This is a genomic window from Aquimarina litoralis (assembly GCF_039523995.1).
Taxonomy (GTDB): domain Bacteria; phylum Bacteroidota; class Bacteroidia; order Flavobacteriales; family Flavobacteriaceae; genus Aquimarina; species Aquimarina litoralis.
In genome coordinates, this window is record NZ_BAAAGE010000001.1 from 679,581 (window position 1) to 696,553 (window position 16,973).

Here is a 16,973-nt window from a genome sequence, read left to right on the forward strand (position 1 = left end):
TCATAACGATTTTTTGTTATCTTTGCACCCGCCTTTTACCAAATTGGTAAAGACTTGAAACTGATGATGAAATGAAACCACTAAAAGAGTATACTATTCCTTTTGTTGGATTGAAGCTAGGATTACATAGTTTTGAGTATGAGATTGGCGATACGTTCTTCGAACATTTTGAGTATGATGAATTTAATACATCTGCTATAAAAGTAGATTTGGAGTTTAACAAGAAAACAACAATGTTAGAACTTCGATTTACTGCTAAGGGTACAGTAAATGTTAATTGTGATGTTACTAATGAACCTTTTGACCTACCAATAGAAAATGAGTTTTTTCTGGTAGTTAAGTTTGGTGAAGAGTTTAATAATGAGAACGAAGAAATTCTTATTATCCCGCACGGAGAATATGAAATCAATGTGCAGCAATACATATATGAACTTATTGTACTTGGGGTACCTTCAAAAAGAGTGCACCCTGGTGTCGAAGATGGAACGTTAAAATCGGACATACTTGATAAACTAGAAGAATTAAGTCCAAAAGAAAAAACATTAGAGAATGATAACGAGGAGATTGATCCTCGTTGGGATAAATTAAAAAACTTATTAAACGATAAATAATAGCTAAGCAATGGCACATCCTAAGAGAAAAATCTCCAAAACTAGAAGAGATAAGAGAAGAACACATTATAAAGCTACTGTACCACAAATAGCTACAGATCCTACAACAGGAGAAGCACATTTATACCACAGAGCTCATTGGTTCGAAGGTAAATTATATTACCGTGGTCAGGTAATTATTGACAACACTGAAGAAGAAGTAGCATAAGCATACTGTTAAAATTATAGAAGAACTCTCACAAAAGTGAGAGTTTTTTTGTTTTTAGTTGAAAATCTGTCAAAATCCAGTTATTTTGCGCCATATTTGCAAGTAATTTAGTATTTTCAACCACTTTTTTACACGTGTTGTGTGAGAAGTAAGAAAATGATCTAATCAATTTATTGATGCTAATTTTTTTAAAGCAAGCATGCCTAAAGGAGATTAGCAAATTCTATCTGCTATTTTATCATGATAAAACGCAGATGACTAAAATAAAGATATGAGTAAAACCACAGCCGCTATAACAGCTGTAGGCGCTTATGTGCCGGATCATGTGTTATCTAATGAGATGTTAGCAACCATGGTCGAAACAAACGATGAATGGATCACCACTCGTACTGGTATTAAAGAACGCAGAATACTAAAGGAAGAAGGTAAAGGAAGTTCTTTCTTAGGTATTAAAGCAGCAGAAGATTTAATTGCTAAAAAGAATCTCGATCCCAAAGAGATTGATATGGTAATTTTTGCGACTGCTACTCCAGATCTTCCCGTAGCTGCAACCGCAGCATATGTTGCTACAGAAATAGGAGCAATCAATGCTTTTTCTTATGACTTACAAGCCGCATGTTCTAGTTTTTTATATGGAATGTCGACTGCAGCTAGTTATATAGAATCCGGAAGGTATAAAAAAGTGTTATTAATAGGAGCAGATAAAATGTCTTCTATTATTGATTACACAGATCGTACTACTTGCATCATTTTTGGAGATGGTGGTGGTGCAGCACTTTTTGAGCCAAATGAAGAAGGTTTAGGCTTACAAGATGAGTACTTACGAACCGATGGTGTAGGACGTCAGTTTTTAAAGATTGAAGCAGGTGGTTCTATCTTACCTCCTTCAGAAGAAACAGTTGCAAAAAGACAACATTTCGTTCAACAAGATGGGAAATCTGTATTTAAGTATGCAGTGTCCAATATGGCCGATGCAAGTAGCAAGATTATGGAACGCAACAACATTACTGGTGATGACGTAGACTGGTTAGTTGCACACCAAGCCAATAAGCGTATTATTGATGCTACGGCCAATCGAATGAATCTAGATGAGAGTAAAGTTCTGATGAATATACATAGATATGGTAATACTACCTCAGCAACTTTACCTTTATTATTAAGCGATTACGAAAAACAACTCAAAAAAGGAGATAATATAGTATTTGCCTCTTTCGGTGGAGGATTTACTTGGGGTTCTATTTATCTAAAATGGGCCTATAATTCCTAAACAACTAAAACACACAATACCCAACATTATGGATTTAAAAGAAATTCAGAATTTAATTAAATTCGTGGCCAAATCTGGGGCTAGCGAAGTAAAATTAGAAATGGAAGATGTGAAGATTACGATCAGAACAACTTCAGACGACAGTAAAGAAACAACAATTGTACAGCAAATACCAATGGGTAGTGCAGTGCCTGCTCCCCAACCAGTGACACAAGTACAAGCTACCGCTCCTGCAGTTGCAGAAACTCCTGCTACCAGTAGCAAAGAAGATGACGATTCTAAATACGTTACAATAAAGTCTCCTATCATTGGAACTTTTTATAGAAAACCATCACCAGACAAGCCTACCTTTGTTGAAGTTGGTGACAGTGTGAAAGAAGGAGATGTCCTTTGTATTATCGAAGCAATGAAACTTTTCAATGAGATTGAGAGTGAAATTTCTGGTAAAGTTGTAAAAGTATTAGTGGATGATAATTCTCCTGTAGAATTTGATCAACCTTTATTCTTAGTAGACCCATCATAACCCAATTTTAAAATTCCAATAAAACAAATCTCTAGATTCATTTATCGAAGCTGGGATTAGGAATTTGAGGTTTTTAAATTTAGAACGTTATGTTTAAAAAAATTCTAATTGCCAATAGAGGTGAGATTGCAATGCGTGTAATCAGAACCTGTAAAGAAATGGGTATTAAGACTGTAGCGGTCTATTCTACTGCAGATGCAGATAGTTTACATGTTCGCTTTGCTGATGAAGCTGTGTGTATAGGACCTGCTCCAAGTACAGAATCATATCTTAAAATGTCCAATATCATCGCTGCTGCAGAAATAACAAATGCAGATGCGATCCATCCAGGATATGGATTTTTATCAGAAAATGCTAAATTCTCAAAAATCTGCGAAGAGCATGATATTAAATTTATCGGCGCTAGTGCGGAAATGATTGAGAAAATGGGAGATAAAGCCACTGCAAAATCAACGATGATTGAAGCTGGTGTGCCATGTGTTCCCGGAAGTGAAGGTGTAATTCCTGATTTTGATACTTGCCTAAAAGTTGCCAAAGAAACTGGATATCCAGTTATGCTAAAAGCTAGTGCTGGTGGTGGTGGTAAAGGAATGCGTGCTGTATGGAAAGAAGAAGATTTATTACCTGCTTGGGAATCTGCTAGACAAGAAAGTAAAGCTGCCTTTGGTAATGATGATATGTATATGGAAAAGCTTATCGAAGAGCCAAGACATATCGAAATTCAAGTAGTTGGTGATAGTAATGGTAGAGCTTGTCACCTATCAGAAAGAGACTGCTCTGTACAAAGAAGGCACCAAAAACTAACCGAAGAAACACCTTCTCCATTCATGACAGATGAATTGAGAGATGAAATGGGTCTGGCAGCAATCAAAGCAGCAGAATATATCAAATATGAAGGTGCAGGAACTGTTGAGTTCTTAGTAGACAAGCATCGTAATTTCTACTTTATGGAAATGAATACTCGTATCCAGGTAGAGCATCCTATTACAGAGCAAGTAGTAGATTACGATCTTATTAGAGAACAAATATTAGTAGCTGCAGGAGTGCCAATTTCTGGTAAGAATTATTACCCGCAATTACACTCTATAGAATGTAGAATTAATGCAGAAGACCCTTATAAAGACTTCCGCCCATCACCTGGAAAGATTACAAACTTACATCTTCCTGGTGGTCACGGAGTACGAATAGATACTCATGTGTATAGTGGTTATATTATTCCACCGAATTATGACTCTATGATTGCCAAGTTAATTACTACTGCCCAAACTCGTGAAGAAGCGATTAATAAAATGAAAAGAGCTCTTGATGAATTTGTAGTAGAAGGAATAAAAACTACGGTTCCATTCCATAGACAATTAATGGATCATCCAGATTATGTAGCTGGAAATTATACCACCAAGTTTATGGAGGATTTTGAAATGAAAGAACCAACAGATAACTAACTAACTTAGGGCCTCAGAAATGAGGCTTTTTTTATATAAAAATATGAGCTTTAGCTATTGGGAATATAAGACTTGGTTGTCTAATGTAGATTTTACCATTATCGGTAGTGGAATTGTAGGGCTTAATTGTGCGATTGAGCTTCGCAAAAAATTTCCAAAAGCTAAAATTCTTATACTCGAAAAAGGAATACTACCTAATGGTGCAAGTACTAAAAATGCTGGATTTGCTTGTTTTGGAAGCCTGTCTGAAATCCTTGACGACTTGCACTCCCATTCTGAAGAAGAAGTTTTACAGTTAATTCAAAAAAGATATAACGGACTCCAATTATTACGAGAAAATCTAGGAGATACTGTAATCGATTATCAACCCAATGGAGGATATGAACTTTTCACAAATGAGGACCACAACCTATTTGAAACCTGTCTTTCAAAAATTGACGATATCAACCATCTCTTGAAACCCATTTTTAAAGGCAATGTTTTCGCAACCGAAACAAACATTTTTAATTTCGAAAAAATACAGCCTGCTTACATCGTAAATCAATTTGAAGGGCAAATTGATACAGGAAATATGATGCAAGCATTATTGCATAAAGCTCAAAAAACTGGAATTCTAATATTAAATAATTGTACAGTAGATGCTATAGAAGATCTCAATGAGCGCGTTGAAATAAAAACAGAACAATTTTCGTTTACTACTAACAAAGTATTGATTGCTACCAATGGTTTTGCATCTCAATTAGGAATTGAAGAAGTACAACCAGCTCGTGCACAAGTCCTCATTACCAAACCAATCAAAAATTTACATATCAAAGGAACCTTTCATCTAGATAAAGGATATTATTATTTTAGAAATATTAATGATAGAATATTGTTTGGAGGAGGTAGAAATTTAGATTTTAAAACCGAAGAAACTGTTGTATTCGGACAAACGGAATTGGTACAACAAACATTAGAACAAATTTTACAAGAAACTATTTTGCCCAATATTAATTTTGAAATCGATCATCGTTGGAGTGGAATTATGGGAGTTGGGAACCAAAAAAAGTCTATTGTAAAACCTATATCCAATAACATCTTTTGTGGTGTACGATTAGGCGGCATGGGAGTAGCTATCGGTAGTTTGGTTGGTAAAGAATTAGCTGATCTTTTATAAGAACCTATATCATAATGTTCAAAAAAGTATTTCGTTTTATATACAAAAGCATCTTAGCTTTTATGCTTATTAGCGTATTATGGGTACTTGTGTATAAGTGGATAAACGTTCCTACAACTCCTTTAATGGTTATTAGAAAGCTACAATCTACTGAAGAAGTTACAGCTAGACACCAATGGGTTCCTATTTCCAAGATTTCTAAGAACCTTCTACTTGCTGTTATCTGTAGTGAGGATCAACATTTTTTAGAACACAGTGGATTTGATACGGAAGCCATACAAAAAGCAATTGATGATCATAAAAACGGTAAAAAACTCAGAGGAGCAAGCACCATCTCGCAACAAACAGCAAAAAATGTATTTCTATGGCCACAACGTAGCTGGATTCGTAAAGGATTAGAAAGTTATTTCACATTTTTAATAGAAGTCTTTTGGAGCAAAGAACGCATTCTGGAAATCTATCTGAATTGTATTGAAATGGGCGATCACATTTATGGAGCTGAAGCTGCTGCTGAATTTTGGTTTAACAAAACTTCTCAAAATCTAAGTATCGATGAAGCAGCTGCCATTGCAGCAATTCTTCCAAACCCTAGAAAATATCTTGCGTATCCTCCTTCGTCATACATCCAACATAGAAAAAAATGGATTCTCCTACAGATGCGCAATTTTGGTCCCTTTTCGATCTCCGAATAAAAAATTTTAAAAAATAATTCAAATCAGGTAGGGTAAATCGCAAGTCTTCTGTTTTAGAGTAGTAAAACTTTAAAACCACATAAATTAACAATTAAAACAAATTAAAAAATGAAAAAACTTGCACTAATCTTAATTTCTTTAGCAGTACTGACTTCTTGTAGCAATGATGACGATGCTACTCCTGAGGCTATACCTGTTACAGTAACATTAAAAGCTGTTGTAAGCGGAGCTCTTAATAACTCACCAGTAATCCAATATAGAGATGCTTCGGGAGATTTAAAATCTGAAACCTTAACTGTAGGTACTTGGGAAAAGTCACTCAATGTAACTAGTGGTTATAATTTATTTCTAAAAACCACAGGAACTATCAATGGAAGTGTTGAGATTACAGCATCTGCCGAAGGAGAAGGGATTTCTTTTGATGATAGCAAATCTTCGACTGCAAATGTTGATGTGGATTTTGAACTTGAGATTTCCAAAACCTTGTAATTATAACATTATGTGAATACTACCTAAATCACATCGTTAGATCAAGGAATGAAAAAGCTAAAACTTAATAAAGACTTACTAGTTGATAAGTAATACAGGAAAAAGTGGAAAAGCATAGGATTACTTTGTCCTGTAACGAAGATATATTAGAAAATAAAACCCGTTAAAGCCCTAGTACTATGGAAAACACCCACAGACATACTCCTGTATTTGAAAAAAATAACTTGATCATTCCTTTTTATTTAAATAATAATTATAAAAATCAATTATCGAATTATTCAGAATATTCTAAGGTAATCGATCTTAATCCCACTAGTCTTCCTGGAATTCCTTTGGTAATTTCAGGAAGAATATATTCTAAAAACAAAGAAGCAGTGCCGAACGCGAAAATTGAAATTTGGCATAGTACTGATACAAATGCTTTTCAAAATGAAAATAATTTTCACTTCGCTTCTCCAAGAACATTATCAGGTTGTCTAAGAACTAATAAAAATGGTGTCTATTCGGTAAAAACGATTCGTCCTGGAGTGCATGGATATAGAGCGAGACACTTTCATTATAAAATCTCGGCAAAAGGTTATCGCACCTTACAAACTCAAATTTACTTTAAAGATGATCCTAGAATTTTAATTGATGAAACAGCCATGATCGCTGAGGATTGTAGAATCATAGATTTTTCATATAATCAAATAGGAATTATGGAAGGAACAGTAGACATCTTTTTGCCAAAGATTTAAAAAAATCATTTTTCTGGTTTGATGAAGTAATAATATTTGTTCAATACCAGAGGTTATTCTATATTGAGTTTCCTAAATTCTATTTTTTTGAAAAGTATTAAAGAGATATTATACGATCATTGTCATCAGTTTGTAGAAGAACGACTTAATCGTATTCATGATAGGATGAATAGTATTCAGGAATCATTAACCTCCGAAACAAAAAGTACTGCTGGTGATAAGCACGAAACCGGAAGAGCTATGCTTCAGCTAGAAAGAGAGAAAACCGGAGTGCAATTATCAGAAGCCAAAAAATTAAACGAAATTTTATCCAAAGTTGATATCTCTTCCAGCTCTAGTGTTGCTCATTTGGGAAGTCTAGTAAGAACCAGCACTGGAAATTATTTCTTAAGTATTTCCGTTGGCGAAATTATTATTGATAAAGTAGCATATTTTGCCATTGGTATCAATACTCCAATAGGTAAATTACTGCTAGGAAAAACAATAGGAGCTCATTTTCTTTTTAATGGAAAAAATGTAGTGATAGAACATATCAATTAACTGATCCATTAAAACAATTCTCAATTCTTATAAAATCCTTAAAACCTACAAGAAATTTGTTAAATGTAATGGTTTAAAAAAATCATTTTAAGTAAATTGCTACTTCACAAATTATCAGTCTGGATGAAAAAACTTTCTCTATTACTTCTTATTGTTATCATTGCTTTTGGGTGTAAACCTTATCAAAACACCAAAATTAGGAAAGGTCAAATGACATATTCGGAGTTCAGAGCTGAACAGCGATCTTTTCCAACTAAAAATGGTATCATAAAGTATATTGATAGAGGAAATGGCCCTGTAATTGTGCTACTTCATGGAGTACCAACTTCGGGCTGGCTATATCGTAAAATGATTGACCCTCTTGTAGCTGGTGGGTATAGGGTAATTGTTCCGGATATGCTAGGATATGGTTCTAGTGATTCTCCAGAAGGGTATAAGATCTATAGCGAAAAAGAACACGCAAAAAGATTGTTAGATCTTATGGATGGTTTGGGAATAGAGTATTGGTCTCATGTGATGCACGATGTTGGAGGTGTATGGACATGGGAACTATTTAACCAAGCACCTAATAGAATCGAAGAACTTATTGTTCTCAATACCTTATTATACGAAGAAGGTTTTTATCCTCCGATACGATTTAGTCCAGGTCCAGCTGCCAAAGCAGCAATGTGGTCTTATCGCAACGGTGTTACTACGAATACGTTACTTAAATCACTTTTTAAGGAAGGCCTAAAAGAGAACACCCTAAATGAACTCGATGTAGAAGGATATAAAACCCCACTATTAGAAGGAAAAACCAATGGGATGTATTATTTCTTTACTAGAACCTGTAACTATTTCCCAGATTACTCCTTGGTTTTTGAAAGTATCGATATTCCTGTGGCAGTTATTTGGGGGATTCATGATACAATGCTGCAATGGACTCCACAACAAACCAAAGTAACGAATGCGCTTAAAGTTGATGAAGCTGACATTCATTTTATTGATGAAAAACACTTTATTCAAGAAACTAAAGCAGAAGAGGTAGCCTATAAAATCCTGGATTTTCTTAAATAATTAATTCAGCCCAGTAGTAGTTACCCATTGTTGTAATTCTATTCTAAAAATAGTTCCATTTATCAATTCCTGTATTTGCTTCAGTTCCTCTTTGTTTACTGCCAAATCAATCTTGTCAGAAGGTGTTCTTAGAAGAAGAGATCTACAATTATGGTGACTAGTACATTGACTACAACATTGCGATTGTTCTGTAATACTACATGCATCTGAAAAATCTTTTAATTCATTGAGCGTAAGCAAAAACCCAATATCTCTAAATACCAATTGTATTTTTGGCAATCCTTTAGGTTGTTGTTTTTTCCAAAAAAAAGATATCCCAACTTTATTACTGTAAATTTTATCTATAGCACCCATTTCGAATCATATTTGATTCAAAAATATTAATTATTTATAATTAATCTAAATAAAAACAAGTTAAATTATATCTTTTAGTTTTAATTGTAATGACACGGTACCATTCCATTCATTTTCATCAACTGTATAGGCAATCTTCGCATGATGACTACTTGTGATTAATTCCTTTTTTGGACCCAAATTAAAACCTATTGCATCTATAGCCAATCCATTTTTTTGCACTTTACATTTCAAATGCTTTTCATCTGCACCAACACACCTTGCATATCCGGTATCCTTAACACCTTCTGTCATAAAAACAGGTGTCATATTTCCAGGGCCAAAAGGAGCAAACTGTTTTAGAATTCTAAAGAACTTCGGTGTTATTTCATGGAATTCTAGCTCAGTATCTATAGTAATTTCTGGAGTCAAAAGCTTTTTATCAATTGAATTGGCTACTACTTCTTCAAATTTTTGTTTAAAAAGCTCATATTGTTCTTCTTTTAATGTTAAGCCTGCTGCATATTTATGTCCTCCAAATTGTTCTATATGTTCCGAACAGTTATCCAATGCATTATACACATCGAATCCTTTTACAGACCTAGCAGATGCTGCTAACTTTTCACCACTTTTGGTAAAAACTAATGTGGGTCGATAATAGGTTTCTGTCAATCTAGAAGCTACAATTCCTATAACTCCTTTATGCCAACTTTCATTATAAACCACAGTAGTAAACCTATGTTCTTCATCATTATCAACAATCTGTTCTAAAGCGGCTTTGGTAATACTCTTATCAGTATCTTTTCGTTCACTATTATAACTTTCTATCTCAGCCGCATATGCCAGAGCGAGTTCAATATTATCTTCTTTTAATAAGTTTACGGCATGCAATCCGTGTTTCATTCTGCCGGCAGCATTAATTCTAGGCGCAAGAATAAATACTACATCTGTTATGGTAAAAGTTTCCTTTTTTACCTGTGCTAACATCGCTTTAAAACCTACTCTTGGATTTTGATTAATTGTTCTTAATCCGTAATACGCTAACACTCTATTCTCTCCAGTAATCGGAACGATATCCGCTCCTATTGCAGTTGCTACAAGATCTAAATAAGACTGCAGATCATAGGCTGTTTGTCCTTTCTTACTAGCGATTGCCTGAATCAACTTAAATCCTACACCGCAACCACATAATTCTTTATAAGGATAAGCGCAGTCCACTCTTTTAGGATCTAAAACCGCTACAGCTTCAGGAATAGTATCACCAGGTCTATGATGATCGCAAATAATAAAGTCAATACCTTTGGATTTAGCATACGCAACTTTTTCAATTGCTTTGATACCACAATCCAATGCTATAATCAGTGAGATGTCATTATCAGAAGCATAATCAATCCCTTGAAAAGACACTCCATAACCTTCGGCATATCGATCAGGAATATAGGTTGTTACCTGTGGTGTAATAGTTTCCAAATAAGAAGACATTAATGACACAGATGTAGTTCCATCTACATCATAATCTCCATACACCAAAATATTTTCCTGATGCACAACTGCTTTTTCAATTCTAGCAACTGCTTTATCCATATCCTTCATTAAAAAAGGATCATGTAAATCCTCTAAAGAAGGTCTGAAAAAACACTTAGCATCCTCAAAAGTTTCAATACCTCGTTGAACTAATAAAGAAGCAATAATTTCATCGACATTTAGAGCTTTGGCTAAGTTAGTGGTAACTGTGCTCGAAGATTTTGGTCTTAGGGTCCATCTCATTGGCAATATCCTTCCTAAATAATTTAAAAATCCAAAGTACAAAAAACATCTTTACTCCTTCTTGTTTGACTTGAGTTTTGTATTTTGCTTTGCTAAATTTCAATTAATTCAAAAAATATATATACCCATGCCATTAGTAACACCTTTATCTGCTGATCATGATTTAGAAACAAAAGAACTTGCAGAATTCTTCAATGAAACTTTAGGGTTTTGTCCTAATTCTGTATTAACGATGCAAAGAAGACCAGCCATCTCTAAAGCTTTTATAAACCTTAATAAAGCTGTCATGGCAAATGAGGGTAGAGTAACTTCAGCTCTAAAACGTATGATCGCATGGGTAAGCAGCAATGCTACTGGTTGCAGATATTGTCAGGCACATGCCATAAGAGCTGCAGAACGATATGGTGCAGAACAAGAACAATTAGATAATATCTGGGAGTATAAAACTCATCCTGCTTTTAGTGATGCTGAGCGTGCAGCCCTTGATTTTTCCTTAGCTGCTTCATTAGTTCCAAATAATGTAGATGAAAGTATTAAAGAAGAATTATACAAATATTGGGACGAAGGAGAAATCGTAGAAATGCTTGGGGTGATTTCTCTATTCGGTTATCTAAATCGCTGGAATGACTCTATGGGTACTACCGTAGAAGAAGGAGCTATCGAATCTGGAGAAAAATATCTGGGTAAACACGGTTGGGAAAAAGGAAAGCACTTGTAGGATTTGTTAGATGATCGGATATTTAGATTGTTAGAATATATAGACCTGTCAGGTTTTAGAAACCTGACAGGTCTTTTTTTAAGTCTTGGGTTTTATAAAATTATAGAGATTTTCAATTAATTTTTTCAAAATATCATTTTCTTCAATAAAAACCTCATACTTATATTCATCATTATTAATAACAAAATCACAAAGTTTTCGTTTGTACTCAGGCTTTATCGTTCCTGAATCGGACTTTACGTCAAATGGTTTTATGTCTGCTTCGGAAATTCCATTATTTTTTAAAAGATCGTATAAAAAACTTCCTAAACCAATTCCTTGGTAGTCATTCATTTTAAACGAAATACTTTCTAGACTCTTTAAATGTTTATCTTTGTTTTTAATCAAATTAGGTAGAAAATCCTTTAATATTTTGACTGGTAGTAGATTTTCAATCTCCTTAACTTCTGTATTTTGATAGAGGAAATTTTCAATTTGTTCAGATAGTTTTTCTAGTTCGAATCTTCTTTTTGCTTTTGCCGAATCTACTTGCGGATTATCATTATCCGCTAAAAGATAAATGTGATTAGATAACGCAAACGAATTAATTTGCTCTCTTACTTCTTCAGGACTCTCAAAGTTTTCATCAAATAAATAATGAGCAATTAAATTCCCTCCATATTCAAAGAAAGCATAATCAATATCCTCCTTTAAGCTAGATTCTTTATAAGTTTTTAACCATTTAGAAATATACTTGCGATCTGTTGGTCCTTCTACCCATATGGAAGAATTTGCGATTAAAACAGATGAACTTGTAACGCCCAACAAATCCAACGCTTCCTTAGACGGTTTTATATTAGTTTTCACATCTATTATTCCTTTGTTTTCTTTTTTAAACTGAAAAATGGAAATATCATCATTAGCTAAAGATTGATCTAAAAAATGATTAGAATGTGTAGAGAAGAATAGCCTAAGGTTTTTCCTTTGTATATACTCATTATTTAATATCGTATCCAAAAATATCCGCTGATAACCAGGGTGAAGATGTGTTTCCGGTTCTTCAATAAACAACCACTCATTCTCTTCCGCCATAAAAATTGGAAAAAGAATTAAAATTAAAGATTGTATTCCATCACCTATATTAAATAATTCGTGTTCCTCTTCCCCAACAGAATACAGTAAAGTTCTATTATCTCTATAAGCGGTGATCTCAACTGATTGATTGTTGAAAAAGCATTTGGATAAAAAACTTTCAAATTTTTTCTTGTTATTTTTTTTGTTTAAACGGGATTCTTGCAAATCTTTAATTTCAGAATAAAGTTCCAATCCATTAAAAACATTACCGCTAATTCCATAACTATTTTCTAGTGCCTCTAAAAAATTTTTATTGGTTATTCCTGGATAGGAATTTGGGCATCTAAGAATTGGAATGTATGTTTTTTTGAATGGTTTATTTTCAACGCTATATCTAATTTTAGGGTCTAAATACAATACGGATTCTACTGCAGAGACAAGATTGGTATATTTTTTTATATTAACTTCCGACAAATTGTCTTTCCAAGATTTTATATCCTCAATGATTGAAGTTTTATTTTTATAATTCAAAATACAATTAAAAGGTTCGGACAATTTTAAAGATTTCAAATTTTTAATAATTTCAAACTCTTCTACATCAAATTGTATTTTTTTTTCTAAATCTCCAATAAGATAATTTATATTACTTATTTCATCAATTAAACATAAATTATCATTCTTAGTTAAGTTTATATTTATGGGTCTTAGTTTAAACAATCCTCTAAGGAATCTGCTTTTGCCAGAATTATTAGCACCTATAAAGAAATTAACCTTACTAACATTTGGCAATATTTTTATAGAATTCGTTATATCATCTTTATCAATAAATAACTTATCATTAATTCTATATCTGGGACGATATAATTCTTCGGGGATCTCATCATCTGACAAATCATGATACTCAACACTAATATTCATACAATCTTAATATTTCAACAATAAAGCTTGAAGATATTAAAACCGAGGTTATGATCTAAATTTTCCCCAAAAAATTATATCATTGATTATTTAGACATTATGAATACCATTCTATTTTCTTAAAATAATACTGGAAACTTTTCCAAAGAAGATATATACTTATTAGAATTATGAATACTGCCCATATCCAATATGTCCCAATGGTGTTTTCTGCTATGGCTTGAGTGTCGGATATCTGAATAGCACCATTTCTCTCGAACTGTTTGGTAAACAGATAATCCAATTGCAAGTATGTTCCTAATACAGATTGCAACCCTAAAAATAATATTGTTATTACCTCCAATTTTCTGTTTTTGAATAGTGTGATAATGAAGAAAAACACTGCAAAACCGCTCATCACTGCAATACCCCAAACAGATCTGATCCACAACAATAAAGAAAGTATGATCAATCCTATCAGAATCCTCAGAGCAATCATGGAACTTTTATGCGATTTTGCAGAGGCAATTAATAGTGCTCCAACAACTGCTGGGCCTAATAATCCTCCTGCTGCTACTAAGGCATTTCCTAGAGATGAAGACAAATAACTTCCTCCCAAATGATAATAAGCAACACCTCCTCCGTTTTCATAGATTTCTAAATGTTGAAAACTGCCTCCCAAAATTACTGCTGTTAGACCATGACCCATCTCATGAAACCATGTTCCCAATAATATAAACGGATACTGAAACCATCCAAAATATGGCAATTTCCATAGTATGATAACTACTACAGCAACGACAATTATGGTATAATCAAAACGTTTAGAGATAGTTGTAATTTTTAAATTATTTTAAAGTCTTTAGATTACAAACCAAAATATGTACTTTTATATTTCTTAAAACACCACTTATGAGTTCTTCTTTACACAAATATTCAATTTTCATTTTAGCTTGTATGCTATCTATTGGTATCTATGGACAAGAAAAAGTTACAGAGACTCAAAATTTTCCTGAAGTTACAGCTAAAAAAGCTGACAAATATTCAAAAATGCCTATACATAATCCTGATTATGCATTGGATGAGCAGATAAAACATTCTTTGATAGACGATACACCTAAGGTAATGCCAATTTTTAAACCTTATCTTTCTTTAGATTTTAAATCTGATTCAAAATTTTCCTTTGCTGACCTGAAGACTGTGGAAGAAATCAAGAAGCGTTTAAAAAAAGGAAAATAGAGTGTGCTACTATATTTTTTCGGTTAATGCCTGATCATTAAATGATAGTTGCTCCCATCCAGTTTTCATAAAATTACGAATATTTTGATGGTTATCACCATCTGGATTTTGTAGTACATCTTTATAATGTTCTCCAAAACAGTACAAGGTTTCTTGTTGAGTAAGTTTTTGCAATCTTGCGAATGAAAACAATTTACAGGATCCAGAATTTTGTCCGGCTTCATTAACTATTTCACCATTAATAAATGAAACAGGTGTGAAGTTATAATTGGTATCGATAACATGCATCGTTTCTTCGAATACAATCGATTCCGGGGTTTCACGTAGTTTATCTATAAATTCTGTAGTGGTCATATTTTATTTTTTTCCAGCAATTACAATAACAATTTCTCCTTTAGGCGGTTTTATCTCGAAATGTGACAATACTTCCTTTGCCGTTCCTCTTACTGTTTCTTCATGAAGTTTACTTAGTTCTCTGGATACCGAAACCATGCGGTCCTCGCCAAAATAGGTTACAAAGTTTCCTAAAGTTTTTATGAGTTTATGTGGTGATTCATAAAATATCATAGTTCTACGCTCTTCTGCCAAAAGCTGTAATCGAGTTTGTCTTCCTTTCTTAACTGGAAGAAATCCTTCGAACACAAACTTATCATTAGGTAATCCACTATTTACCAAAGCTGGTACAAATGCTGTTGCTCCAGGCAAGCATTCTACTGGAATTTCATTTTCTACACAAGCTCTTGTGAGCAAAAATCCAGGATCACTAATCGCAGGTGTTCCTGCATCACTGATTAAAGCAATGGAATCCCCACTTTGCAATCTTCTTACAATACTGTCTACCGTTTTATGTTCATTATGCATATGGTGACTATGCATAGGTGTTACTATCTCATAATGCTTAAGTAGTTTACCACTGGTACGTGTATCTTCGGCAAGAATAAGATCAACTTCTTTGAGCACTTTGATAGCTCTAAAAGTCATATCCTCGAGATTACCAATTGGTGTGGGAACTATAAATAATTTAGACATATGAATGTTATGATCTTACTTTTTTACCAGTAGCATATGATATTACCAGAAAAATTAATCCTAAAGTAGCAAACAGGCCTTGACCATCATCTTTCATATAATGAGCAGTAAACGCTAAAGTCATATCGAAAAAGAATCCAGCGTACGCCCATTCTTTTAACCACTTAATTTTATTGGTAAGAATAACGACAATCCCACCTATTTTGGCAATTGCTAATGGAATTACTAAATATGTTGGATAATCCAAATTTTCGAAAAAACCTCTCACCATCTCTGCTTCCCTAAAATACATCTGTGCAGAAAATAACATAATTCCACACATGGCCACAGTAGCTATCCAATAAATGATTTTCATATAAACTCTTTTAACGATGAAGAAGCTTAGTTACAAAAAAACGATATGCCTTACTTAAAATTCATATTTATTCGTAACAATTTCCATAAATCGTTCTTCGTATTCGCTTTTTCCTTCCCAATTGTTATAATCAGGTTTCACCATGTTCTTTATAAACTGAGTTGCCCCACTTTTACTATTTAATGTATTTAATTGGGAAAGAACACGATTATAATCTGTAGAACTGCCATCAAACAAATGTTTTATAAAAGCCAAGCGATCATTTAATCCGATATGAATTCCTCTTTTAAGTTGGTCATTTAATGATTTAGGTTTGTCATCTTTAGTATTCAAGTTATCCAAAATTGGCATACTTTGCGGCACTGATCCTATATCTTCTTTATCATTTTTTTCATAAACTGGTTCTGATAAAGAGACATTCTCTTCTGTAAACTTAGGCGCCGGAACAAAAAGATCTTCAGTTACTTTTTCATTAATTTTCTCGATAATAATCTCTGGTTTTTGCTCTTCTACATCTTCTTTAGGAGTTTCGAATGTTTTATTACCCAGATTAAACATCGTCTCAGAAGGTTCTTCCACTTCCTTATTCTCGTCCAAACTTATAATAGGTTTGGGTTTAACTTCTTCTACAATTTCTTCTTTAGTTTCTAACACTTTTTCTTCCTCTAAAGCACTCGTTATCTGACCTATGGTAGGTTGTATCCCAGCAAAATGAGATTCTGCAAAATTTAAAATACTCAGTTTTTCATATAACTGTCTAGCCTCTTCTTGCAATTGTGGCAAAGTTGATCTATCTTTAAGCTGTAATATCCTGTGAGCAATACTTATGAGTTCTGCTTCCAACTTCTTCTTCATAACTTT

The 16,973-nt window shown here is 33.5% G+C and carries 21 protein-coding genes; 13 read left to right on the forward strand and 8 right to left on the reverse strand.

The window, feature by feature from the left end; all coding sequences use genetic code 11:
- Window positions 1-71: 71 nt before the first annotated feature.
- From ABD077_RS02620 to ABD077_RS02670, 11 genes are all read left to right on the forward strand, one after another.
- Window positions 72-611 (forward strand): YceD family protein, encoded by a 540-nt coding sequence (locus tag ABD077_RS02620; protein ID WP_343910216.1) that lies wholly within the window; start codon window positions 72-74, stop codon window positions 609-611.
- A 10-nt stretch (window positions 612-621) separates the two neighbouring features.
- The gene (rpmF, locus tag ABD077_RS02625) at window positions 622-819 is read left to right on the forward strand and encodes a 50S ribosomal protein L32 (RefSeq protein ID WP_027394691.1); all 198 of its coding nucleotides are present in this window, start codon (window positions 622-624) and stop codon (window positions 817-819) included.
- A gap of 271 nt (window positions 820-1,090) precedes the next feature.
- On the forward strand, window positions 1,091-2,086 hold the full coding sequence (locus tag ABD077_RS02630; RefSeq protein WP_343910219.1) for a beta-ketoacyl-ACP synthase III: 996 nt from the start codon (window positions 1,091-1,093) through the stop codon (window positions 2,084-2,086).
- A 28-nt stretch (window positions 2,087-2,114) separates the two neighbouring features.
- Entirely contained in the window at window positions 2,115-2,609 is a 495-nt protein-coding gene (gene accB, locus ABD077_RS02635; RefSeq protein ID WP_343910221.1) for an acetyl-CoA carboxylase biotin carboxyl carrier protein, read from the forward strand.
- Between the two features lie 89 nt (window positions 2,610-2,698).
- Window positions 2,699-4,051 (forward strand): acetyl-CoA carboxylase biotin carboxylase subunit, encoded by a 1,353-nt coding sequence (gene accC / locus ABD077_RS02640; protein ID WP_299903102.1) that lies wholly within the window; start codon window positions 2,699-2,701, stop codon window positions 4,049-4,051.
- Between the two features lie 43 nt (window positions 4,052-4,094).
- Complete coding sequence (locus ABD077_RS02645) at window positions 4,095-5,207, forward strand: NAD(P)/FAD-dependent oxidoreductase (protein ID WP_343910224.1); 1,113 nt, start codon at window positions 4,095-4,097, stop codon at window positions 5,205-5,207.
- Between the two features lie 14 nt (window positions 5,208-5,221).
- Window positions 5,222-5,899 (forward strand): monofunctional biosynthetic peptidoglycan transglycosylase, encoded by a 678-nt coding sequence (gene mtgA, locus ABD077_RS02650; RefSeq protein WP_343910226.1) that lies wholly within the window; start codon window positions 5,222-5,224, stop codon window positions 5,897-5,899.
- Window positions 5,900-6,007: 108 nt separating this feature from the next.
- Window positions 6,008-6,388: a hypothetical protein gene (locus ABD077_RS02655; protein ID WP_299604756.1), complete on the forward strand. Its 381-nt coding sequence runs from the start codon at window positions 6,008-6,010 to the stop codon at window positions 6,386-6,388.
- Window positions 6,389-6,567: 179 nt separating this feature from the next.
- Window positions 6,568-7,125: a dioxygenase family protein gene (locus ABD077_RS02660; protein WP_343910229.1), complete on the forward strand. Its 558-nt coding sequence runs from the start codon at window positions 6,568-6,570 to the stop codon at window positions 7,123-7,125.
- 87 nt (window positions 7,126-7,212) lie between these two features.
- Entirely contained in the window at window positions 7,213-7,665 is a 453-nt protein-coding gene (locus ABD077_RS02665; RefSeq protein WP_343910231.1) for a 3-oxoacyl-ACP synthase, read from the forward strand.
- A gap of 123 nt (window positions 7,666-7,788) precedes the next feature.
- On the forward strand, window positions 7,789-8,721 hold the full coding sequence (locus ABD077_RS02670) for an alpha/beta fold hydrolase (protein ID WP_343910233.1): 933 nt from the start codon (window positions 7,789-7,791) through the stop codon (window positions 8,719-8,721).
- Here ABD077_RS02670 and ABD077_RS02675 read toward each other — a convergent pair whose 3' ends face one another.
- Together ABD077_RS02675 and recJ are read right to left on the reverse strand one after the other, a co-directional pair.
- Complete coding sequence (locus tag ABD077_RS02675; RefSeq protein WP_343910235.1) at window positions 8,722-9,075, reverse strand: hypothetical protein; 354 nt, start codon at window positions 9,073-9,075, stop codon at window positions 8,722-8,724.
- A 60-nt stretch (window positions 9,076-9,135) separates the two neighbouring features.
- On the reverse strand, window positions 9,136-10,821 hold the full coding sequence (gene recJ / locus ABD077_RS02680) for a single-stranded-DNA-specific exonuclease RecJ (protein ID WP_343910237.1): 1,686 nt from the start codon (window positions 10,819-10,821) through the stop codon (window positions 9,136-9,138).
- A gap of 127 nt (window positions 10,822-10,948) precedes the next feature.
- Between recJ and ABD077_RS02685 the strand changes: the two genes are divergently transcribed.
- Window positions 10,949-11,539: a carboxymuconolactone decarboxylase family protein gene (locus ABD077_RS02685; RefSeq protein ID WP_219011594.1), complete on the forward strand. Its 591-nt coding sequence runs from the start codon at window positions 10,949-10,951 to the stop codon at window positions 11,537-11,539.
- A 78-nt stretch (window positions 11,540-11,617) separates the two neighbouring features.
- On the opposite strand, the gene ABD077_RS02690 is transcribed toward ABD077_RS02685, so the two are convergent.
- The gene (locus ABD077_RS02690; RefSeq protein WP_343910240.1) at window positions 11,618-13,510 is read right to left on the reverse strand and encodes an AAA family ATPase; all 1,893 of its coding nucleotides are present in this window, start codon (window positions 13,508-13,510) and stop codon (window positions 11,618-11,620) included.
- Between the two features lie 97 nt (window positions 13,511-13,607).
- The gene (locus ABD077_RS02695) at window positions 13,608-14,330 is read right to left on the reverse strand and encodes a M50 family metallopeptidase (RefSeq protein WP_343911963.1); all 723 of its coding nucleotides are present in this window, start codon (window positions 14,328-14,330) and stop codon (window positions 13,608-13,610) included.
- Window positions 14,331-14,401: 71 nt separating this feature from the next.
- Here ABD077_RS02695 and ABD077_RS02700 point away from each other — a divergent pair, with 71 nt between their 5' ends.
- Window positions 14,402-14,728 (forward strand): hypothetical protein, encoded by a 327-nt coding sequence (locus ABD077_RS02700; protein ID WP_343910242.1) that lies wholly within the window; start codon window positions 14,402-14,404, stop codon window positions 14,726-14,728.
- Window positions 14,729-14,737: 9 nt separating this feature from the next.
- Here the strand turns inward: ABD077_RS02700 and ABD077_RS02705 are convergent, their stop codons facing one another.
- From ABD077_RS02705 to ABD077_RS02720, 4 genes are read right to left on the reverse strand one after another with little or no spacing between them, the layout of a single operon-like run.
- Window positions 14,738-15,082, reverse strand: a complete 345-nt coding sequence (locus tag ABD077_RS02705; RefSeq protein WP_343910244.1) for a HopJ type III effector protein — start codon at window positions 15,080-15,082, stop codon at window positions 14,738-14,740.
- Window positions 15,083-15,085: 3 nt separating this feature from the next.
- Window positions 15,086-15,757 (reverse strand): 16S rRNA (cytidine(1402)-2'-O)-methyltransferase, encoded by a 672-nt coding sequence (gene rsmI / locus ABD077_RS02710; RefSeq protein ID WP_343910246.1) that lies wholly within the window; start codon window positions 15,755-15,757, stop codon window positions 15,086-15,088.
- Between the two features lie 7 nt (window positions 15,758-15,764).
- A complete protein-coding gene (locus tag ABD077_RS02715) occupies window positions 15,765-16,112 on the reverse strand; it encodes a DoxX family protein (protein WP_343910248.1) in 348 nt (115 codons plus the stop codon).
- A 54-nt stretch (window positions 16,113-16,166) separates the two neighbouring features.
- A complete protein-coding gene (locus ABD077_RS02720) occupies window positions 16,167-16,967 on the reverse strand; it encodes a hypothetical protein (RefSeq protein WP_343910250.1) in 801 nt (266 codons plus the stop codon).
- Window positions 16,968-16,973 lie beyond the last annotated feature (6 nt).